Source organism: Sphingobacterium gobiense (genome assembly GCF_002980575.1).
Taxonomy (GTDB): Bacteria; Bacteroidota; Bacteroidia; order Sphingobacteriales; family Sphingobacteriaceae; genus Sphingobacterium; species Sphingobacterium gobiense.
Window position 1 is genome coordinate 683,635 of sequence record NZ_PVBS01000001.1, and the last position, 22,259, is coordinate 705,893.

Consider the following 22,259-nt stretch of genomic DNA (forward strand, 5'->3'; position numbering starts at 1 on the left):
TATATTATATTTTGTCAACCCGTACCCAGCCCATGCCCGCGGCTATTGCTCCCTGAACACCGGGTTCGCCGTCTTCAAAAACGAGACAGTCAGTAGGCGTTACATCAAGTTGCTGAGCAGCCAAAAGAAAAGGTTGCGGAGATGGTTTGCCTTCGGGCGTATCGCCTGCACACACCAATGTCTCGAATTTACCCATAACATTAATAACGTCTAGGGTTATGTTTAAAGTCGAACGAGAACCTCCCGAAACAATTCCAATTTTCTTTTTTCCTACATTTTCCAAAAGGTGGTTTAGCACGAAGTCAACGGGTTTGGTTTGATAGATAAATCGCTCGATAAATATATTGGATTTTAACCTTGCAAAAGCCAGCGTATCGATATTCTTTTGATAACGTTTACTGATTTCTGCAGCAACGTCAACTGTTGGCCAGCCGGCAAGTTCCTCAACGATATTGTCGTCCAGATCAATTCCATTTTCTGCTGCCGCTGCTACGTATGCAGCTTTATGTGCAGGCATATTATCGGCCAGCGTCCCGTCCACATCGTATAATAACGCGCTAAAATGTCTAGATTTTTCCTGTAAGAGTTCAAACTTTTTCTGTGATTCCGCATTCATGCGGCAAAAATACATAAAAATATGGTAGAGACGCGATTAATCGCGTCTCCTTTTTATGATTTTAGACGTCGTCTACGTTCTTTTTCTTTCTGGATCAACTCCAATTCACGGTTAGTTTGTCCGCCGACAGAAGTATTTTCTTGTGCACGACGGAATAAATAAGGCATGACTGCTGTGACAGGACCGTAAGGCATATATTTTGCGACGTTGTAACCGGCTTCTGCAAGGTTAAACGACAAGTTGTCCGACATACCGAGCAATTGGGAGAAGAAAATATGCTCATTTCGAGGGGAGATACCGCGCTGGATCATTTCTTCTGCCAATAAGCGAGAACTTTCTTCATTATGTGTACCAGCTACTAACCCAATGCGATTGATATGTTCCAAACAAAATTGGATTGCCTGATTGTAATCCCGATCACATGCTTCTTTATTAGCTTGTATAGGTGAGGGATAACCTTTTTCTGCCGCGCGCGCGCGTTCTATCTCCATGTAGGCACCGCGTACGATCTTTGCGCCCAAGTAGAAGTTTTGGTTTTGGGCATAAGCGAAGTCAGCCTGTAATGAAGCCCATTTGTCATGACGATACAGCTGGTATGTATTATACACAATCACGCTGTTCTTATTGTACCTTTCCATCATCTCGCGCGCTATATCGTCGATAGTGTCTTGTACCCAGGAATGCTCTGCATCAATCAATACCCGGTGTCCGGCGTCATAGCACGCTTTGCAGATTCGGTCAATGCGTTTGTAGATTCGATCGAACTCCGCTTTCTCTTTCGAAGATAGGTGTTCACCAGCATCCATTTTTGCAAATAAATCAAAGCGGCCTAGACCTGTCGGTTTAAATACGCAGAACGAAGTGTGCTTATTACGATTGGTATATGCCACCGTCCGAAGGATTTCTTCACAATTGGCGTCAAAGCTTCCTTCAGCTCCTTTTCCTTCTACGGAGTAGTCGAGAATAGTCGTGACCTTTGCTTGTCCAAGCTCCTCGATTGCTCGATCACAATCTTCAATAGACTCACCTCCGCAAAATTGTTTGTAAATGGTGCTTCGGATAATTCCCTGTATGGGAAGTCCTACTTTTAATGCAAAATTAGTCAGCGGTGTGCCGATTTTGATAAGCGCATTGCTTGAAACCATTTTAAAAAGCCAGTATGCTTTTTCCAGATCTTTATCGGATTTATTCCGAAATGCAATTTCAGTGTTGTTAAAATCCAGTTTAACCAAGTTATTGGCAGATATCATACATGTAAAATATTAACGGTCAAAATTAAATAATTATTTTCATCTATTTATTCCCTTTCGGCAACAGACAAGCTTTTATATTTAACGATAATTATCCTTTTTTTTACTCATATTATTTACTACTTCGTTTGATAACACTTATCTTTACGAAACTGTTGAAGATAGTAGAAGTAGGAATATGCAAAGTTTTATATTAAAAGGAGATTACATTCAATTAATTCAACTGCTAAAAGCCATGAGCTGGGTAGAACACGGTGCGATGGCCCAACTTGCAGTAGAAGAGGGATTGGTAAAATGCAACGGTCAGGTAGATTATCGAAAACGACTGAAAGTAAAAGTGGGAGACATTATCGAATTTGATGGTCAGCAAGTAAAAATTGTTTAATTTAGTGCAATAATTTTATTTCAAACATCACTATACATGACAAAACAGCTTGCCAGTCTTGGTTATCAGATATTTTTCGAAAAAAATCTTGAATCTCTAGAAGCGTTTGTTACTTCACGACACTATTCCCAAATATTGGTATTGGTTGACCGAAATACGAACGACTATTGCTTACCCATATTGCAGTCAGCACTTTCACAGATAACGGATTACGATATAATTGAAGTAGACCCGGGGGAGGAAAATAAAAATATCGATTTTTGTATTGGTGTCTGGAAAACCATGCTCGACTTTGGCGCAGATCGAAAAGCGCTTATGATAAATCTTGGAGGAGGAGTGGTGACGGATATGGGAGGGTTTGCGGCCTCTACTTATAAACGGGGAATAGATTTTATCCAGATTCCAACAACATTACTCTCGCAGGTAGATGCATCGGTAGGAGGGAAAACTGGAATAGATTTAGATAATGTGAAGAATATAGTAGGCACGTTTACCCAGCCCCAAGCAGTGTTTATTAGCGGACAATTTCTTTCAACGTTGGATGAACGTCAAATGCGTTCTGGTTTTGCCGAAGTGATTAAACATGGTTTGATCTATGATAGGAACTTGTTTATAAAAGCCAAAGAAGTTAATCTGGAAACAGATGATTTAGATGATGTCATTTTTCATTCAGTAGCAATTAAGAACGAAGTTATTACACAGGATCCGACAGAGAAGGGTATGCGGAAAATCTTGAACTTCGGGCACACCATTGGGCACGCAATAGAGGGATACTCGCTGTCTCACGATGTTGACCCACTTTTACATGGCGAAGCAATAGCGTTAGGTATGATTTGCGAAGCCTATATCGCACACAAGATTAACGGTCTTTCGACAGCAGATTTGTCCGAAATAGTTCAAGCGTTTGATAATAGATTCGAACGGTATTCCTTCTCGAAAGAGATATATCCGGAAATTATCACGTTGATGCAAAATGATAAAAAGAATGAAGAGAGGAAGTTGGGCTTTGCGCTGTTGTCCCGAATCGGCAAATGTGATTACAACATCTATATAGAAGAAGAACTGATTTTAGAAAGCTTGGATTTTTACAGAAATATAAAATCGTTATGAAACACATTGGTTTGCTTATAGGGCTGATTTTTGGAGGACAGCTGTTTTTGGGATATTGTCAAGAGCGTGTATTGATTTTTACGAAAACGGAAGGTTATCGGCACAAAAGCATTCCCAAAGGGGTGCAAACACTTACAAAGCTGCTTAAAGCTGAAAATATAGTGCCTGTCCATTCAGAAGATGCACGCTATTTTTCTGCTGATAGCTTGCGTCAATTTGCTGCAGTTATATTTTTAAATACAACAGGTAATGTATTAAATGAACAGCAGAAAGTCGCATTTCAAACCTTTATTCGTTCGGGAAAAGGATATATGGGTATTCACGCCGCTTCTGATACCGAATTTGAATGGTCCTGGTATGGTGAACTGGTAGGAGGCTATTTTACTCAACATCCTCCAGTGCAGGAAGCCAAAATTGATGTCGTTGACCACACACATGCCGCTACGGAACATCTGCAAAACGTTTGGTGGCATAAAGATGAATGGTATGATTTTAAAAATATACAACCGGGATTACATATCCTTATGACATTAGACGAGCAAAGTTACGAAGGTGGAACGATGGGCAAATTTCATCCGATTGCTTGGTTTAGGGAATTTGATGGCGGGCGCACATTCTATACCGCACTCGGACATACCGAGGAATCTTATGATGAAGTTTATTTTCAGAAGCACATAATAGGTGGTGTCAAGTATGTGTTAGGACGCTAAGTATATCTGACTACTTTTTCCTTATGAATAAATTTCTGTTTTTACTAATCGCTTTGTCCTTTTGGATTTCCATCGTAAATTCACAAGATATTAGCTTAATACAGAGGGAACTTGAGCGATCATCTATATTAAAAAATCACTTTTTCAGTTTCAGTCTCTATGATATCGAACAGAATCGATTCCTGTTGGGATTGAATGAAGATAAGTATTATACACCGGCTTCCAATACAAAAATATTTACCTTGTTCGCCGTACTTAAGCATATTGGGGATTCCATACCGGCAATTCATTATATAGAAAAGGGAGATTCTTTGTTGTTTTGGGGGACCGGTGATCCCACCTTTTTACATCCTAAGTTGGATGCCGGTATCGTGTATACTTTTTTATCAGCAACGGATAAAAAGTTATTCTATGTAGGAGAGGTGCCGACAGAAGAACCTTTTTACCGCAAAGGATGGGCTATGGAAGACTACGATGCATATTATCAGCCTGAAATAACGGCATTTCCGATTTACGGGAATGTCGTCACTTTTGGAAGTATAGGGAATAGATTAACCGTTTTTCCGCAGCGCTTCCAATTTGCGGCTGAAAAAGAAACCTCCGCAGAATTGAACCGGTTCAGAATTCGTCGAAAATTTGATGAGAATATATTCTTTATTAACAATGCGAGAGTTCCGGACAACTATCTGGCTCATAAACCTTTTAGATATTCCGATGAACTGTTTGTACAGCTATTGCAGGATACCCTACAGAAACCGGTAGAATTAATTCAATACCCTAAGCCTACGAAAGTAGACACTTTATTTTCTGTAGCTACAAAAGATTTATTACGGGAAATGATGTTGGTTAGTGATAATTTTTTGGCAGAACAATTGATGATGACTGCGGCAATGAATAAATATGGCGAATTTAATACTATTCGTTTAAGAAAAGATATGGAAGCAACTTACTATGCTTATTTCACGGATAAAATAGATCTATACGACGGCAGTGGCTTATCACCTTATAATAAAGTGACAGCAAGGAGCGTAGTGGAGCTCCTGTTAATGATAGCACAATCGATTCCCGAAGTGAACGAACTTCGTTATTTATTTGCCGCTGGGGGAAAAGAGGGGACCTTGAAAACAACCTATCGACTGGATGGTGGTATGCCGTTCGTGTGGGCTAAAACAGGTACCATAAAAAGTGTGTATTGCCAAAGTGGGTATATCCGCACACGTGGGGGGCGGACCCTGGCATTCTCTTTTCTCAATAATAATTTTTTAGGTTCAGCGGCTCCTGTACGTAAAGAGGTTGCCCGTATTATGACCTTTGTCCGAGAGAACTATTAAGTCTCCAATCACTATTTTTTTACTATCTTCGCTATTATTTATGCGTGTTATTGAAAAAAACGACAAACGCTTGATTCGCTCTTGGTCGATGTTTGACTGGGCGAACTCCGCTTACAATCTGGTTATCACATCGACCATTTTTCCGGCCTATTACACAGCCATTACACAGACAGCAGAAAATGGTGATGTTGTGCGTTTTTTCGGATTTAAGGTAATAAATACTGCTCTTACCAATTTTGCTTTGGCATTCTCGTATCTCTTCATGGCCTTTTTATTACCCTTTCTTTCGTCTTATGCCGACGTGCAAGGAAGAAAGAAGACAATGATGATGTTTTTCACCTATTTTGGAGCGGTAGCCTGCATGGGACTTTTCTTTTTTCGTTTGGAGACGCTTGAATTAGGAATCATATTGTTTGGATTGGCTGCAATGGGGTACATAGGCGGTGTATTATTTAACAATTCCTATTTGCCGGAAATAGCCACGGTAGATAAACAAGATAGTGTGAGTGCGCAAGGATTTGCGTATGGTTATGTGGGGTGTGTTACCTTACAGCTCATCTGTCTGGTGTTTATTTTAAAACCCGAATGGTTTGGTATAACCGAACCATCCTTTGGTCCGCGGTTATCGTTTTTGCTCGTAGGTATATGGTGGGCAGGATTTTCCATCATACCGTTTATAGCACTTCCCAATAATCAAAAATCAACGATCCGGGCTTCTAAGAAAATCTTTCGTACGGTAATTATAGAGTTTCGTATTGTGATGCGGCGTATAAAGAAAATGCAACGTATTCGCCGTTTTTTGCCAGCTTATTTCTTTTATTCCGCCGGTGTGCAAACGGTCATGATCGTAGCTGCTGCTTTTGGCGCGAAAGAACTTCAACTGGAGACCTCTAAACTGATCATTACCATATTGTTAATTCAGCTTGTCGCCATATTGGGCGCTTTTCTAATGTCCAAGCTTTCGGCGTGGTTTGGTAATATCAAAGTTCTAATCGCCGTCGTATTGGTATGGATAGTTGTGTGTGTGTCTGCGTTTATCATAAAAACAGAAGCCGAGTTTTATGTTTTAGCTTGTTTAGTTGGATTGGTAATGGGCGGCATTCAATCCCTATCGAGATCTACTTATTCTAAGTTCCTACCCGAAGACATGAAAGATACCACGTCGTTTTTTAGTTTCTATGATGTTACAGAAAAACTAGCTGTCGTGTTAGGATTGTTTTCTTTCGCTCTGATCGAGCAGTTTACACATAACATACGTTATTCGGCATTATTTCTTTCTGTATTTTTTATCATTGGATGTGGTTTGCTCTTTCGTTTACTGCGATTCAATAAGGCTATGACGATATGAAGGTAGAGCTATTTATCCCTTGTTTTATAGATCAAATTTATCCTGAGACCGCTTTTAATACCATTAAATTGTTGCAAAAAGCAGGTTGTGAGGTAGTTTATAATCCCAAGCAAACCTGTTGTGGACAGCCGGCTTATAACGGCGGGTTTTGGGACGAGGCTAAAAAAATCGGACTTAAATTTCTTAATGATTTCGCAGAAGATTGTTTTATTGTGTCGCCTTCAGCTTCGTGCACGGGTATGATAAAAAATGGTTACGATGATTTATTTACCAATTCTACGGTGCATAATCGCTGTCGTAATATCCAGTCAAACATCTATGAATTGAGCGACTTTTTGGTAAATGTGCTTAAAAAAGATTATTTTGGAGCGGAATTAGTAGGGACCGCGGTCTACCATGACTCTTGTTCCGCATTAAGGGAGTGCAAAATTAAAGATGAGCCTCGGCAATTATTAACGCAAGTAGGAGGGCTTGAGGTTATCCCAATGAGCGATCAAGAGACTTGTTGTGGGTTCGGTGGGACTTTTGCCGTAAAATTTGAAGGCATATCGGCGGCGATGGCCGAACAAAAAATACAGAATGCGATGGCTGTAAAAGCTGACTATATTATTTCGACAGATAGCTCTTGTTTAATACAACTACAAGGATATATTGATAAACATCAACTTCCTATCAAGACAAAGCATATTGCAGATGTGTTGACGTCTGGATGGGCAAATATTTAACAAAACCTAATAATCCATGAACTCAAGAAGAACATTTTTAAAAAACTTAGGTCTGGCAGCAGCGGGGGTGGCAGTAGCTCCTTCTTTAGATGTATTTGCAGCGAAAAAGCCATGGTTTGAGATTTCGTTAGCACAGTGGTCTCTTCACAAAACACTATTTGCCGGCGATTTGAAAAATATTGATTTTCCCGAATTTGCGGCGAAGAAACTCAATATATACGGCGTAGAGTATGTAAATCAATTCTTTAAGGATAAAGCCAAGGATATGGTCTATTTGAAAGATCTAAACAATAGAGCTAAAGATAACGGTGTTAAAAATGTGATAATTATGATCGACGGTGAGGGGAATCTAGGTGATGAGGATAATACTAAGCGCTTACAAGCGATAGAGAATCATTACAAATGGGTAGATGCCGCTGCTTTTTTAGGCTGTAAATCTATTCGTGTAAACGCAGCTGGAAAGGGAACACCGGAGGAAGTTGCGCAACGTGTCGTGGAGAGTTTAAGTACATTGGCGGACTATGGCAGAAAGGCGAAAATAAACATTATTGTTGAAAACCACGGTGGCATTTCGTCGCATGGAGATTGGTTATCGGGCGTATTGAAAGCGGTAGACAAGAAAAATTGCGGAAGCTTACCGGACTTTGGTAATTTCTATGAATACGATCGTTATCAAGGTGTGCAAGATTTGATGCCGTATGCAAAAGGTGTAAGTGCTAAATCACATGATTTTGATGCAAATGGTAACGAAACCGGTATCGATTATCATCGAATGATGCAAATTGTGAAAGATGCCGGATTTAAGGGGTATGTCGGAATTGAATATGAAGGTAAAAATTTACCGGAAGTAGAAGGTATCTTGGCTACCAAAAAATTACTGGAGCGATTTAAGACGCTGTAAATTATCCGTGTCACTAATGTATTTTAGATTTTTTCAGTAAGCCCGTAATTGAAATTTTACAAAATTAAAAATGGAGATAACGGAAAAAGCTAGAATTTTTATTTTCTTTGTAGCGAAGTTACCAAAATCAATTAGGAAAAACACACATCTAGATGATTTTGGTTTTGAAGACTATAACTTAAAAAGATGATTCAACAAAAAGAAGACGAAGTCCTGGTAAATCACCTTACCAAACAGGGCATTGACAACAAAATGGTGATGGGGCATCCCGCAAGTTTATTTGTCCTGTTTTTTACCGAAATGTGGGAACGTTTTAGCTATTACGGCATGCGCGCCCTATTGACGGTGTTCCTCATAACGGAGATTGTCAAAGGTGGTTGGGGATGGACAAATGCAGAAGCCATGCAACTTTACGCTTGGTACACCGGGTTAGTCTATCTTACACCGTTGATTGGAGGAATGATTGCAGACAAGCTTACGGGGTATCGGAAAGCAATTCTACTCGGAGCCTTAACCATGACCTTGGGGCACCTGGCGATGGCATTTGAAACCTTCGGGAGCAGCTTTTTTTACTTGGGCTTAGTTTTAATGATTCTCGGAAACGGTTTGTTTAAACCCAATATCTCGTCTATGGTAGGACAACTGTATCCCGATACCAGCACAAAGAAAGACGCTGGTTACACCATTTTCTATATGGGTATCAATGCGGGAGCCTTTCTGGGCATGTTGTTATGTGGTTATATCGGTGAAAAAATTGGTTGGCATTATGGCTTTGGTCTGGCAGGTGTATTCATGTTCTTTGGTATGTTACAATTCTTTTTTGCACAAAAGATATTTGGTATCATAGGGAAAAAGCCCGATACGACACATACACCCCAAGAACACGTAGAGAAGATTACAAACGAAGAAACACCTAAACATGTTGTTCGTGATCGACTTATCGTCGCCGGAGTCTTGATGTTGGCCAGTGTGTTTTTCTTCTTTGCTTTTGAACAGGCCGGTGGTTCTATGTCAATCTTTGCCAAAGATTATACACAACGGGTTTTGGAAGGCAATGCTGGTCTAACTTTTAAATGGATCGATGCAGCTTTGACGATTTTCCCTATTTTAATTGTGACTTGGGTATTGTATAGCCTATCTAAAAAAATTGCTTCCGCTTATCCGTTGACGATTACGTTTACGGCATTATCGTTCGCTATTATTTGGGGGTTGGGTATCTGGAAGGTATACAGAGAATTCAGTGCCGAACAAACAGAAGTAACCGTTTCTTGGTTCCAAATTCTAAACTCGTTCTTCATTATTACCTTAGCTTCTTCTTTTAGCAAAATGTGGGAGAAAATATGGAACCCTTCGGGAGCCGTAAAATTTGCATTAGGCCTATTGCTTGTGGGAGTAGGTTTTGTTGCGCTCGCTTTTGGAGCGAGCTCTATTCCGAAGGGAGCAACAACCGCTACGGTTAGTATGGTGTGGTTGATACTTGCCTATTTCTTCCATACGACGGGCGAGCTATGTCTGTCACCGGTAGGTTTATCGTATATCAGTAAGCTTTCACCGAAGAAATTTGTGGGATTGCTTTTTGGGCTTTGGTTTACAGCATCTGCTATTGCGAACTTTATCGCTGGTATGACAGGATCGTATATTGATAGGATTTCTGAAGCGTATTCCATGTCAATATTCTTTTATATCATTGCATCCATCCCAATTGCAGCAGCTTTGTTATTATTGATTTTTAGCAGCAAGTTGCGGAAAATGACGCATGGTATTGATTAAGAAAGACACCTAATATTTCATCAAACGTGGTAGACAGTTTAGTTATTATTCCGACATATAATGAAAAAGAAAATATAGAGAAAATCATTCGAAAGGTATTTTCCCTGTCTATTCCGTTTGATGTTTTGGTCGTTGACGATGGCTCTCCGGATGGCACTGCAAATATTGTAAAAATCTTACAGCAGGAATATCCTCATCGGCTGTCTATAGAGGAGCGAGTTGGAAAGTTGGGATTGGGGACAGCTTATATCCATGGATTCCGATGGGCTTTGCAACGCCATTACGCTCATATTTTCGAGATGGATGCTGATTTTAGCCACAATCCCGAGGATTTGATCCGTCTACGGCAAGCGTGTTTGGAAGGTGCCGACATGGCAATAGGATCTCGTTATATCAAAGGAGTCAATGTCGTGAATTGGCCCATGAGTCGTGTATTAATGTCGTATTTTGCATCGGCTTATGTACGGCTTATTATGCGTATTCCTGTCCAAGATGCAACGGCTGGTTTTGTCTGTTTTTCAAGGAAAGTACTCGAAAAGATTTCCCTTGACAAAATTAAATTTATTGGTTATGCATTCCAGATTGAAATGAAATTTACAGCCATTCAATACGGCTTTAAGATAGTCGAAGTGCCTATTATATTCACCGACCGGACCGAAGGTGTCTCCAAAATGAGTACGCGGATTTTTAGAGAAGCATTTTTCGGGGTTATCCAGTTAAAAGTAGGGAGTTGGTTTAAGAAATATAATTAGTTAACTTCGTATAAGTATGAATGAATATCTTGACCCGAATCCAGAAAAGCTAAATCCTATCGATAGGGATATAGAGAGGGCTTTACGCCCTCAGGTTTTTGAAGATTTTACGGGACAAGAGAAAATTCTAGAAAACCTTTCTATTTTTGTAAAAGCTGCCAAGCTTCGTGGCGAGGCGCTAGACCACGTACTGTTACATGGACCTCCCGGCTTAGGCAAAACTACATTATCCTATATTATTGCCAACGAAATGGGGGTGAACATTAAGATCACATCAGGTCCGGTGTTGGATAAGCCGGGTGATTTAGCAGGTCTCTTGACTAATTTGGAAGAAGGAGATGTCTTGTTCATCGATGAAATTCACCGCCTAAGCCCACTAGTTGAAGAATACCTTTATTCGGCAATGGAGGACTTCAAGATAGACATTATGTTGGAGACAGGGCCTAATGCGCGATCCGTTCAAATTTCATTAAACCCCTTTACGCTTGTCGGTGCTACGACCCGATCAGGATTGTTAACCGCTCCACTACGTGCCCGTTTTGGAATTAACTCAAGACTTCAGTATTATGATGCTAAACTATTAACTACAATTGTATTAAGGTCGGCTCATATCTTAAATACCCCGATTACGGAAGAGGGAGCGTATGAAATTGCAAGGAGAAGCAGGGGGACACCCCGTATCGCCAATGCTTTACTACGGAGGACTAGAGATTTTGCGCAAATTAAAGGGAACGGATCTATTGATAAAGCTATTGCACAGTATGGGCTGAATGCCTTGAACGTGGATGAAAATGGTTTAGACGAAATGGATAACCGCATCTTAGCTACGATCATCGAGAAATTCAAAGGCGGTCCTGTTGGATTGAAAACGATAGCAACTGCAGTTGGGGAAGATGAAGGAACGATTGAAGAAGTGTACGAACCATTCTTGATTCAGGAAGGCTATTTGATGCGTACTTCCCGAGGACGTGAATGCACCGAACTGGCTTTTAAGCATCTTGGAAAAAATACCTTCCAGAGGGGAAATACATTATTTTAAACCATCTTTTTCAGCACCCTTTTTGCTCGGCTGGCTAATGCTGGTGTGGGGTTTTTAAGTAGATACTGAATCTGCGCTTTCAATTCATCTTCTATCCAAGGGTTTTTCTTCCGTAGATTATACAGTATATCGAGACAATTGACGACAACAGCTACCGGACAATCGGTATATATCAACCAATGAAAACATTGCTCTACTAAAATTTCTTCTTGTTCAACGGAGTGGGGTGTGGCTGTTTTGGTATCTGTGGCGAGCATCGCTATCTTGGTGTAGCTGCGAATAGTTCCCCAGTGCGTTTGTTTTGGCAACTGCGTAATGAAGGCGTCATATATGGAAGAGATGAGATTCGGCTGTTGCATACAAACATGTTCCAGCAGCCATGCCGCCCGAAAAGAAACCTGGTTATCGGGATGATAGGAATATGCTAGTAAGCTGGATACAGTAAAACCATGGGTATGAATAAAACCTAGGCTAAATACTTTCGCCGGATATTGCCTAATATCGACTTTCAAAAAATTAACAAGTATAGGATCAAAATCGCTATTCGCCATAAAACTTAGGATTGAAATTAACCAAAAACAATTGTTCGGTAGCCCGAGTGACGGCAGTGTATAACCAACGTAGAAATTCTGTGTTGAGCATTTCATCACTCAAATATCCCTGGTCAACAAATACACAAGGCCATTGTCCACCCTGTGCCTTATGACATGTAATAGCGTAAGCAAACTTAATTTGCAAGGCATTGTAATAAGGATCTTTTTTGATAGCATCCAGTCGGTCTTTCCTGATCGGAATATCCACGTAATCTAGCGCAATTGACTCATATAGTTGCTGTTGTTGTTCGTAAGGCATATTTGGAGCATCTACGTGTAGACTATCGAGAAGAACGCGACATACCACTGGATCCAGTTCATCATCATCTATAAACTCCAAGGATATATCAGCAAAGCGAAAACCATGTTGATCGTGTATATTACTTACTTTCTGTACTTTCGCTAAATCACCGTTGGCAATGAATCCCGTATGTTTCTCGTCATGTTGCTGGAGCCAATAGTAATTGTTGCGTACAACCATGATCAAATCCCCACCAGTAATTTCTTCGTCGCGAAAGAGAATTTGATTGCGGATATGCTGGTTATATAAATTTGCAGATTTATTAGACCGGCATATTACGATGGTATTCGCGATATAAAACCGGTCATAGCTATAATGTAAGCCTTCAAGAAGCTTATCACCGTTCATACGAAAGATATCTGTAAACCCCTTTGTGTGGAATTGCGGAAACGGAAGATTTGCTTCTTGTTTTTCCAAATCAATATCGTCGCGTACTTTTGTTGCATTATAGAGGATGCCCGAAGCCTTCTGTTGTCTTACGACTTCCTTAAGTTCACAATGAAAGACCCGTAAATTATAATTCGCTTCAAGGTAATTCGGATCTAAGGCGGGGCTTTCCAACATGCCGACAGGTGGAAGTTGTGCCGTATCTCCAACGAACATGAGGCAACAATTTTCGCCGGATTGTACATATTGGATTAAATCATCCAATAAACTTCTAGATAAGAACTGCTCCCTTGAATCAGAAATCATAGATGATTCATCAATAATAAATAAGGTGTCTTCATGTTGGTTATCTGCTAGCGTAAAGTCTAACTCCAAGGTAGCGGCAGATTTTTTCCGGTATATCTTCTTATGTATAGTCAATGCTTTTTTACCGGAATAATGACGCATCACTTTTGCTGCACGTCCGGTAGGTGCCAGCAAGACTGTTTTTTTTTGTAGCGTAGGAAGAATTTTCACTAATGCGCTGATGATGGTTGTCTTTCCTGTTCCGGCATACCCCTTTAAAAGAAAACAAGTTGCCGGATGAAACGTGCCTAAAAACTCTTCCAAAAGTATAAATGATTCCTGCTGTTGTTGGGTTGGCTGCCATACAAACTGTTGGGTGAGCAGGTTCTGAATATGCATAATCAAAGTTAGGCAAAAGGTTGGTCATATCAATTGGAAAAGCTAATTTTGTTAAGATAAAAATAGCCAAACGGTGCTGAGAATGAAATACACATCAAAGAATTTCCACTTACATTATATACCGCAGTATAAACTGTTTGTAAAAGCTGACTTTTTAGAGGATACATTAATTGTTGTGGATGAATCGAACGAAGTTCAGGCAATGTTTTCTTATCCCACAAATGAACCCGACGCGGAAGCGATCAAGTTATTAGGTCTGCCATTTCAGTACGTATTTGTTAGCTTGCCGGTACAAAGCCTCGTGTTTATTCCGGCGGAAGTGTATCAAGAGGAAAATCACCCTTTATATCAGACGTTTTTGATAGATGATCACGTAGAACGTACGCAAGTTTATACATTGGATAACTTACAGATAACAGCAAGTTATCAATATGATCTATTGCTATACAATCGTTGGCGAGCCATCTTCCCTCATGCGAAGTTTGCAGCTGATTTTCAGTTTATTTTGACTGAAGTTCAAACCTATATTCCCATGCAAGGTACGGTGTTGGGTGCTCATTTCAACAATACACAGGTGGAACTATTTGGTTTTAAAAATGGAAAATTTTTGTTTTATAATGTATTCGATATAAACAATGTCGACGATTTAAATTATTTTGTTTTAACAACATGTCAAGCTTTTGATTTACCTATTAGGCTCCATAAAATACTTATCTCGGGCGTTAACGTCGAACACGAGTATAGTATAGCACTTTCTCATTTTGCAAATCGCACCGAGTTTTTGCAAACTCAGGTGGATTTGTATGCAGATGATGAAGACATAGCGAAGGAAGCCAATAAGTTTAACATTATAGCAACTGCTCTTTTATGCGTATCATAGCCGGACAATATGGAGGGTTGCGCTTATCTCCGCCATCTAAGTTGCCTGTTCGCCCTACGACGGATATTGCCAAGGAAGCATTGTTTAATATTTTAGATAATCGGATTGCATTAGACGAATGTGCTTGTCTCGATCTTTTTTCCGGAACGGGTAATATTAGTTTCGAGCTGGTCTCTCGTGGCGCAATATCGGTGGAGGCTATTGATATCCATTTCAAATGTTTGCAGTTTATTAACGATACAGCGAAGAAACTAAAAATAGATGTTATTCATACGCGCAAAGCGGATGTACTAAAGTTTGTTGTTGCGTGTAAAACTCAATATGACTTTATTTTTGCCGATCCACCATATGATTTATCGTCCTTACCACAATTAGCCAACCTTATTATTGAAAATGAGCTGTTGAGAGCGGGCGGGATGATGGTTATTGAACATCCTTCTACACGAAAAATGGACGACTCTCCGTTTTATATAGAAACAAGGAAGTATGGGTATTCTTCGTTCAGCTTTTATAAATTGGAATCGTAAACCCGTAAATTTTGCCGCATATGAAAATCGCCGTTTTTGCCGGATCGTTTGATCCTTTTACTTTTGCCCACCAAAATATAGTCGAAAGAGGTTTATCGTTATTTGATAAGATTGTGATTGCAATAGGCGTGAATAGTACGAAAAAAGGATTGATGTCTTTTGATGATCGTGTAAAAGCTATTTCGGATCTTTTCCAATCGAACGAAAGGGTAGAAGTGACACAGTTTTCGGATCTAACGATAGACTTTTGCAAGGAAATAGGGGCAAAATATCTGCTTCGCGGTTTGCGTAACACCGGTGATTTTGAATTTGAAAATGCGATTGCACAGAACAACCTCTTGCTTGCACCTGAAATAGAAACGTATTTCCTCATGGCAAAATCCGGATTGGCTCACATTTCTTCGACGATTGTTCGGGATATTCTGTCTCACAAAGGTGATGTTTCTGCATTGGTTCCGAAGGAGGTTTTGCGGTATATATGAAAAGGAGATATATAGATACAAAACAATAACGATGAACATCCAAACGCACAAAATAAATAATATTAAGATTGCCGAAATAATCGCAGATGAGATCATTATCCAAAATGCCGAAGATGCGTTGGATTTAATGGGTAATGTGTATTATCAAGGATTTGATAAGATGATTATCCATCAGAAAAATATAATACCTGATTTCTTCGATTTAAAAAACAAGATGGCTGGAGAAATTCTTCAGAAATTTTCCAACTATCGTGTTTCTCTTTTCATTATTGGCGATTTTTCAAACGTTAAAAGCAAAAGTCTGAACGATTTCATTTACGAGAGCAACAAAGGAAAGCACGTTAATTTCGTGGCTTCCCTTAATGAAGCGTTAAACCGCCTTGGGCAGATAGATCAAAAAAACTAAGTTCTCCCAACCCGTATCTTCCGGCCTTTGATCTTCTGATTATTCGCTTGTTTGATAATACTAGCGGCTACAGCGCGCTCCACAGCGGCGTACGATTCTTTATCTTTGACTTCAATTATGCCGACCTGTTCTTTGGATATGCCATCGAGATTTAGCAGAAAACCAACGATATCGATTTTATTGATCTTGTCTTTTTTACCCCCTGTAATGTAAAGTGTAGCAAAAGGAGAATTTGGAGGAAGCGGGTATTCTTCATCTAGAAGCACGGTTTCACTATCTTCTGGTACATAGGGGTATTCTTCTTCCGGTTTCAGGATAACGTACACTTCACCGCTGGCTTGCATACGTGCTGTTCGGCCATTACGATGTATGAAGGCATCTTCTTTATAAGGTAGCTGGTAATGTATTATTACGTCCACTTCCGGGATATCCAATCCACGGGCAGCTAAATCCGTCGTGATCAAAATACGATTGGAATTGTTCCGGAATTTAAGTAACGCAAGCTCCCGGTCTTCTTGTTCTAAACCGCCATGAAACATATCGTGTATAATTTCCCGATTTTCAAGCAATTCACTGATATGATCTACAGCCTCCCGATGATTACAAAAAATAAGCGTTTTCTTTTCTCCATTCTTGCACAATAATTTAAATAACGTACTCAATTTATACTGTGCAGGGGTGATTACTTTTTTGATTGTGAGTTTAGGAGCCGTATCAGCATCAGCAGAAAAATCGACTGTAACAAAATCACCAATTCCAGTAAAACTTGGAATGTCGGTCATTTTCGTTGCTGAAGTAAGTATGCGATGTTGAAGTCGCGGAAGCTGTTCGATGATAAATTGCATTTGCTCTTGAAAGCCAAATTCAAGCGATTTGTCAAACTCATCCAAGACGAGTGTTTGTATAGTTGACACATCAATGTATGTTCTCTCGATATGATACATCACCCGTCCAGGAGTTCCTATTAATAAGCTTGGAGCTTCGCGAAGTTTATTACGTTCTGTCTTCGTATCATTCCCTCCATAAACACAGGTTATCTTAAAACCAGAAAACGCTTTGCGCATCACTTGTTCTATCTGAAGCGCTAATTCCCGTGTCGGTACTAGGATCAACGCTTGTACACCCTGCTTATCTTTTTCTAGACGTTGTGCGAGCAATAAAGCGAAAGCAAGTGTTTTACCACTTCCCGTAGGGGAATGTAAAACGAAATCTCTTGTACGATCATAGGTATTTAGGACTGCTTGTTGCATTGCATTTAATTCAGCAATCTGCATCCTATTTAATATTTGTTGAAGCTCCATGCGTCAAAAATACGGATTATTTTTTGTGTTCTTTTTTTAAAATTTGGCATATTAATTGTTGTTATATCGACAATTCATAATTTAGGTTAATAATTGGTTAGTTAGTAAAAGGCTTCAATCTCCCCGGTTGAGGCCTTTTTAATTTTCTCCTAAACATATTCAATCTCTGTACGTTTATTCAAAAAAGAGTAGAGGCATTCGTATGGGTATCAAGACACTATTTATCGGGTTGTTATTATTATTAGGTGTAGGTTGTAATCAATCAACACAGCAGAAAGAAGAACAACATGACGAACCTGATACGATGTCCAAAAAAATTGATCAGGATACAGAAACCCCATTTGTTTATGTACCTACGGATGCGCTTTGGGAATACCGGTTTGATACGACCACTAATAACTTTAAACCGGTTAAACTACGGAAAGTCCAAGCAGATACTTTAACAGCCGAGCGCATTGAAAAGATGATAAATCATACATGGCCGAATGTACAGGTCAAATATATCGAAACTTTCGGTGATACGGTGTACCTCGAAATTCCCGAAAGCACCGTGTTGACACAGCAAATGGGGACAGCGGGAGCACAACAGTTTATGGTGTCTACCACCTATTCATTCACAGAGCTGCCTAATGTACGATATGTCGCGTTTGGTTTTGAAGAAGGCGACCACGCCGTACCGGGGGTCTATCACCGAGGGTCATGGGATCGCCGGTAATGTCAAAAAAATTACTTTCCGTTATAGGTAATACAGCCATCAATTTCTAATGTAATACGATTTGATGATAATGTCGAGATCTCTATTTTAGCGTCACGTTGCTGTAAGGATCTGACGATAGAACCGTCCCAAGAACTCGGTATGTTCTCGAAATCAACCAGTAGGTAGAATGGACTGGATGTCCTTTCAAAAGTAGGAGAAAATTCTACCCGCTCATCGGTAGACAGCAGGATGAGGCTATCGGTATAAGTCTTGCTGAATTTATAGAATAATTTATTGGGTAGTGAAAAGGCAAGCTGTTCATTTCCTTTCCAGACACTTTCGATAAGCGGCACGCTGATTTCCTGTATTTCCTTTCTTTCTATACTATTAAAATCTTCGTCATAATCATACACGACAATAGTATCTTGTTGCATTATCATGTTATTACCAATAAAAAGGTCTGTATATCCATACGAGTTATTTATTAGTTTGATCTCTTCTATTCCGGAAACAGCAGATAAAAATTTGGTAATAACCGGTGTTTGTGCGAGTGGCAGCTCACTCCAAAACGATAGAAAAAGATTCGTATTTTCCTTTGGTTTACGAACCTGTATAACATCGGTCGGTATCTCCGTAGTGAGTTGCCATTGGCCAGACAATGACATTTGATTTTCAGCTATGTCGGCAAATAACTGAGACGTTCCGTCAATGTCGCGGTAGGTTATATGTGCATTTGTTTTTTTTGTCGAATAAGAAGGAAGGTTCCTTACATACATCCAATCTTTTTCTTCTGACCATATCATCTTCATTTCTTCCACGCTGTCCGGTTTTGAAAGACCAATACGGAATAACACATAGTGTTCATTGTGGAGCGTAGTCATAAAAGGAGGGAAGTGAGCTAATCTTAACTCCGGAGCGTTGTCGATAGCATGTACGGAGTCGTTAGCGTATTTATTTAAAAAAGCTTCCCATTTTCCAATATTATTAATGCGTTGGATCGTGAAGAACGTGAATGGGTCATTGTTCAATGAAAAAAAGTGAAGTTGTGCAGGAATAGAGATTCCCGCCTTCCACCAATTCTCTATATCCAACAGGGATAATTTATCTCCGAGTGTGTCTTGCGTTCGACTTTTAAAAAGTTGGTCGAGATTATCCAACAACAGATCGTCCAATGCAAGCGATATGATAGCCTGACTTTTAGAATGCACATATTGGTTAAGTGCCCTGTTTTTTCTGAATAGGTATAATGCAATGATGGTACTGGCTGCAATCACCAGTACCATCACAAAAATCCATAACGTGCGTTTCATTAACTCCGTGTATTATTTATCTATCGTCTTTAACAGTTCCTGTAAAAGATATTGTAGCGCATTTGTTTCCTGTTGAGGGAAATCGACAGCTACTTCTCCAGTTATTCTGCCTTTTTTGTTCCCTTGCGCGACGATAGTGACATCACCGTATTCCGATAGATTATTTACCAAGTGATCCCAACGTTTGATAACAGGTATCCCTAATTTATTAATAGTTTTGGGAATCTCGGAAAGATGCGTAACCGCTGTCATGGTATTGGAGAAAATCTGCTTTTTAATATGTTTATTCCGTGAAGTCTGAAAGCGGTTTGACCGGATGGCTGCGAGTTGCTCGTCATCGTTGCTTACAAATACAATGTTATCTTTAAACAAGACATATAGTATCTCATCACTCGGGTTGTCCGAAATACGATAGATACCGTCTGTTTGTGTTACTTTGTCTTTAGATTCTCCGAGCTTCAATATCTTTTTATAGATACGCTGGTCTTCTGATGTAAACATCCACAAGAAAGTAGGAATATAATCGTCTTTTGTTTTCTTTATCTCCTTATAATCGAAAGTGTTTTCGTCGTATTGGTAGTCGATATATTCTTTTTTTACTTTTTTCATCTCGTTGACGAACAGAAGGTGATCGCCCCCCATAACATTCGCAATAGCTTTCTCGTCCAAGGTTATTTCCAACGCTGTCACCACAATGTCGGCTACCTCACCAAAGGAAAAGTACATCGAAGATCCATATAGCCGCTCCATCATGAGCGGGAAGTTTTTTAAATAAGCTTCGGAGTTGACATTGAGAGACATATAACCAATATGGTTTTCAGGTATATAACGCGCAAACTTACGGTTCATTTTGTTTTTGTATATCGGCTTGATCATACGCTCCATTTCCTTTTCTAAACCGAACGACCCCTGTACTTTTAGTGTATGCTTTTCTTGTACTAAATCGAGGACGATGTCTTGATATGCATAGGCGAGTTTTTCGATTTGATCGGTTAAGGCATATTGCATCGTCGGCATATAGTAAGGTATGGACTGGCTGTAAAGGCTCATCATGTTCCTAGACCAAAAATGCACCAGGGTGTTTTTCTTATCAAACTTGTTTAGAAATTTATGTGACGTCGCGTTTTGGGCGGGGTGGAGGTAACGATCAAAATCTTGTGAAAGCCACGATGCAAAAGCGGCATTCCGCAGAGAATCGTTTTTCGCGTTCCGAGCCATCTCTTTTTGATAGGTGGAATCTGAATAGGTATCATATGCTTGATAATCTGTATATAGCTCGGGCTCCGGGACTGCCGGTGGTGGGGGGACATCTAACAAAACACTGTCTGTGGTATCGGCTTCAAAACCGTAAGCTTGCCAGGTTGTTTCGGCGCTGTCTGCAATGTCGTAATCAGCTTCCGCGGCATCTGCGGCATCCTCTAGGTAACCAGTATCCGGTACGTTTTGAAAATCGTAATCGGAAAACCCTACAGCTTTATTGTAATCTTTTAATTCAATACCATAGCGTTCAGCAACAGAATCATTATCGAAATAATAACGGCGTGCATCACCGGTCATTATAAAAACACTATGTTCATTCCAAGCAACCTGCGTTTTTCCATCGGTACTGACACGACGCTCATAACCCTGAGAGGCCGGTAACGGAGAAAGCTTACTAAAGAGATGCGTCTCTATCTGATGTCCTGCTTTTAATGGCAGAAGAATACCCGTATAGTAGGAACTATCCGTATCTGTCTTATAGATATAAGCACTTCTGTCGTATGCTAAATCAAGGTCATGGATGCTTTGTATCTGTACGCCTTGTTTACCAATATCATCAAACGCGCCAAACTTTTCTAGTACGTCGTTTATTTTTTGGAAAGAGCTATGTTGGATAATAGCCTGGTTATTGATGACCACCACGAATGATGCATTTTCTGGTACTTGTTGGATAAGGTCTTGCTGCCCGTAACTGGTAGCGACCATCGATAGACCTAATAATGTAGCAATATAACTTTTTTGAAATTTCATTTTTTATTTTACAAGCGTGATTGTATTTGTTAAACTGGTAGAACCATTGATCAGATCGGTAGCTTTTACCTTTAAAAAGACCGCCTGTTTATTGGCAGATATTTTCGCATTTTTATGGCTTTGTGATTGAATGTTTTTGTCAAAGCGAATAATATTGGTGTAGTAGGCTTCTGCAAAGAGACCTTTATCGTCGTTTGGAATTTTAGAAAACTCTTTCGCTAGATTTGGCGAGTAAGTATAAGAACGTGTGAACGTTTTTGTTGCTCGATTATATCGATAGCTGTTATAGCTTGTAATCGGCGTTTTAAATTGACCGGACAAAGCCTTGCTAAAATCATTTAAAGCCTGTATATGTTCGAAACTGCACGACAATGTGGCGATATAATTGTTGAAATCGAGGTTATATTGAACATTGCTGATCCCCTGAGTAGATTTCAGTGTCCGTACAATTTTTCCCATTTCTTGTTTGATACTTGTTTCTGACGGAATATCAATACCGTTGAATTGTTTCATTTTCAAGAGTGAAGCAACTTTTGTACGACTCTTGCTTAGATTCAAAGTCGCTTTAATCGTACCAGACCCTTTGTGGTTCATATCAATCTGCTCGACTAGATCGAAACAACTACTCAGTGTCAAACAACTTATTATTAACAATAGGAAAAGCGGGAGTCTTTTGATGTGTACATCGATATTTTTTCTCATATTATCTTTTGTTGAGCAAAGATAACAAATAGTTAGTACCGA

At 39.8% G+C, this 22,259-nt stretch carries 23 protein-coding genes; 15 read left to right on the forward strand and 8 right to left on the reverse strand.

The window, feature by feature from the left end; all coding sequences use genetic code 11:
• Window positions 1-4: 4 nt before the first annotated feature.
• Window positions 5-631 (reverse strand): HAD family hydrolase, encoded by a 627-nt coding sequence (locus tag C5749_RS03055; RefSeq protein ID WP_245893598.1) that lies wholly within the window; start codon window positions 629-631, stop codon window positions 5-7.
• 38 nt (window positions 632-669) lie between these two features.
• Window positions 670-1,866, reverse strand: a complete 1,197-nt coding sequence (locus C5749_RS03060) for a proline dehydrogenase family protein (protein ID WP_105722892.1) — start codon at window positions 1,864-1,866, stop codon at window positions 670-672.
• Window positions 1,867-2,044: 178 nt separating this feature from the next.
• On the opposite strand from C5749_RS03060, the gene C5749_RS03065 reads away from it, so the two are divergent.
• The 10 genes from C5749_RS03065 to ruvB all read left to right on the forward strand — a co-directional run bounded on the left by C5749_RS03065 (window position 2,045) and on the right by ruvB (window position 11,937).
• Complete coding sequence (locus C5749_RS03065; RefSeq protein ID WP_105722894.1) at window positions 2,045-2,251, forward strand: RNA-binding S4 domain-containing protein; 207 nt, start codon at window positions 2,045-2,047, stop codon at window positions 2,249-2,251.
• A 36-nt stretch (window positions 2,252-2,287) separates the two neighbouring features.
• The gene (gene aroB, locus C5749_RS03070) at window positions 2,288-3,361 is read left to right on the forward strand and encodes a 3-dehydroquinate synthase (protein ID WP_105722896.1); all 1,074 of its coding nucleotides are present in this window, start codon (window positions 2,288-2,290) and stop codon (window positions 3,359-3,361) included.
• Window positions 3,358-4,071, forward strand: coding sequence for a ThuA domain-containing protein (locus tag C5749_RS03075; protein ID WP_105722898.1), 714 nt, complete (start codon window positions 3,358-3,360; stop codon window positions 4,069-4,071). The genes aroB and C5749_RS03075 overlap by 4 nt, the downstream gene beginning before the upstream one ends.
• Window positions 4,072-4,094: 23 nt before the next feature.
• On the forward strand, window positions 4,095-5,402 hold the full coding sequence (locus C5749_RS03080; protein ID WP_105722900.1) for a D-alanyl-D-alanine carboxypeptidase: 1,308 nt from the start codon (window positions 4,095-4,097) through the stop codon (window positions 5,400-5,402).
• Window positions 5,403-5,442: 40 nt separating this feature from the next.
• Window positions 5,443-6,750, forward strand: a complete 1,308-nt coding sequence (locus C5749_RS03085; RefSeq protein ID WP_105722902.1) for an MFS transporter — start codon at window positions 5,443-5,445, stop codon at window positions 6,748-6,750.
• Entirely contained in the window at window positions 6,747-7,475 is a 729-nt protein-coding gene (locus C5749_RS03090; RefSeq protein ID WP_105722905.1) for a (Fe-S)-binding protein, read from the forward strand. The genes C5749_RS03085 and C5749_RS03090 overlap by 4 nt, the downstream gene beginning before the upstream one ends.
• 16 nt (window positions 7,476-7,491) lie before the next feature.
• A complete protein-coding gene (locus C5749_RS03095) occupies window positions 7,492-8,376 on the forward strand; it encodes a sugar phosphate isomerase/epimerase family protein (RefSeq protein ID WP_105722906.1) in 885 nt (294 codons plus the stop codon).
• A 186-nt stretch (window positions 8,377-8,562) separates the two neighbouring features.
• Window positions 8,563-10,146: a peptide MFS transporter gene (locus tag C5749_RS03100; protein ID WP_105722908.1), complete on the forward strand. Its 1,584-nt coding sequence runs from the start codon at window positions 8,563-8,565 to the stop codon at window positions 10,144-10,146.
• A gap of 26 nt (window positions 10,147-10,172) precedes the next feature.
• On the forward strand, window positions 10,173-10,898 hold the full coding sequence (locus C5749_RS03105) for a polyprenol monophosphomannose synthase (protein WP_105722910.1): 726 nt from the start codon (window positions 10,173-10,175) through the stop codon (window positions 10,896-10,898).
• A gap of 16 nt (window positions 10,899-10,914) precedes the next feature.
• Window positions 10,915-11,937: a Holliday junction branch migration DNA helicase RuvB gene (ruvB, locus tag C5749_RS03110; protein WP_105722912.1), complete on the forward strand. Its 1,023-nt coding sequence runs from the start codon at window positions 10,915-10,917 to the stop codon at window positions 11,935-11,937.
• On the opposite strand, the gene C5749_RS03115 is transcribed toward ruvB, so the two are convergent.
• Window positions 11,934-12,488: a hypothetical protein gene (locus tag C5749_RS03115; protein ID WP_105722914.1), complete on the reverse strand. Its 555-nt coding sequence runs from the start codon at window positions 12,486-12,488 to the stop codon at window positions 11,934-11,936. The genes ruvB and C5749_RS03115 overlap by 4 nt on opposite strands.
• Complete coding sequence (locus C5749_RS03120) at window positions 12,478-13,902, reverse strand: ATP-dependent DNA helicase (protein WP_105722916.1); 1,425 nt, start codon at window positions 13,900-13,902, stop codon at window positions 12,478-12,480. The genes C5749_RS03115 and C5749_RS03120 overlap by 11 nt, the downstream gene beginning before the upstream one ends.
• An 82-nt stretch (window positions 13,903-13,984) precedes the next feature.
• Here C5749_RS03120 and C5749_RS03125 point away from each other — a divergent pair, with 82 nt between their 5' ends.
• The 4 genes from C5749_RS03125 to C5749_RS03140 are packed head-to-tail and all read left to right on the forward strand — an operon-like array spanning window position 13,985 to window position 16,197.
• Entirely contained in the window at window positions 13,985-14,782 is a 798-nt protein-coding gene (locus C5749_RS03125; protein WP_105722918.1) for a DUF3822 family protein, read from the forward strand.
• A complete protein-coding gene (rsmD, locus tag C5749_RS03130; protein ID WP_105722920.1) occupies window positions 14,770-15,309 on the forward strand; it encodes a 16S rRNA (guanine(966)-N(2))-methyltransferase RsmD in 540 nt (179 codons plus the stop codon). Before C5749_RS03125 ends, rsmD begins: the two co-directional genes overlap by 13 nt.
• 20 nt (window positions 15,310-15,329) lie before the next feature.
• The gene (gene coaD, locus C5749_RS03135) at window positions 15,330-15,791 is read left to right on the forward strand and encodes a pantetheine-phosphate adenylyltransferase (RefSeq protein ID WP_105722922.1); all 462 of its coding nucleotides are present in this window, start codon (window positions 15,330-15,332) and stop codon (window positions 15,789-15,791) included.
• A gap of 31 nt (window positions 15,792-15,822) precedes the next feature.
• A complete protein-coding gene (locus C5749_RS03140) occupies window positions 15,823-16,197 on the forward strand; it encodes a DUF4180 domain-containing protein (protein WP_105722924.1) in 375 nt (124 codons plus the stop codon).
• Here the strand turns inward: C5749_RS03140 and C5749_RS03145 are convergent.
• Complete coding sequence (locus C5749_RS03145) at window positions 16,194-17,498, reverse strand: DEAD/DEAH box helicase (RefSeq protein WP_105722926.1); 1,305 nt, start codon at window positions 17,496-17,498, stop codon at window positions 16,194-16,196. The two genes, C5749_RS03140 and C5749_RS03145, sit on opposite strands and share 4 nt — an antisense overlap.
• Before the next feature lie 202 nt (window positions 17,499-17,700).
• Between C5749_RS03145 and C5749_RS03150 the strand changes: the two genes are divergently transcribed.
• Window positions 17,701-18,213: a hypothetical protein gene (locus tag C5749_RS03150; RefSeq protein WP_105722928.1), complete on the forward strand. Its 513-nt coding sequence runs from the start codon at window positions 17,701-17,703 to the stop codon at window positions 18,211-18,213.
• Window positions 18,214-18,224: 11 nt separating this feature from the next.
• On the opposite strand, the gene C5749_RS03155 is transcribed toward C5749_RS03150, so the two are convergent.
• From C5749_RS03155 to C5749_RS03165, 3 genes are read right to left on the reverse strand one after another with little or no spacing between them, the layout of a single operon-like run.
• Entirely contained in the window at window positions 18,225-19,505 is a 1,281-nt protein-coding gene (locus tag C5749_RS03155) for a hypothetical protein (RefSeq protein WP_146113668.1), read from the reverse strand.
• Between the two features lie 12 nt (window positions 19,506-19,517).
• Entirely contained in the window at window positions 19,518-21,515 is a 1,998-nt protein-coding gene (locus C5749_RS03160) for a DUF4836 family protein (protein ID WP_105722932.1), read from the reverse strand.
• A gap of 3 nt (window positions 21,516-21,518) precedes the next feature.
• Entirely contained in the window at window positions 21,519-22,217 is a 699-nt protein-coding gene (locus C5749_RS03165; RefSeq protein ID WP_105722934.1) for a hypothetical protein, read from the reverse strand.
• Window positions 22,218-22,259 lie beyond the last annotated feature (42 nt).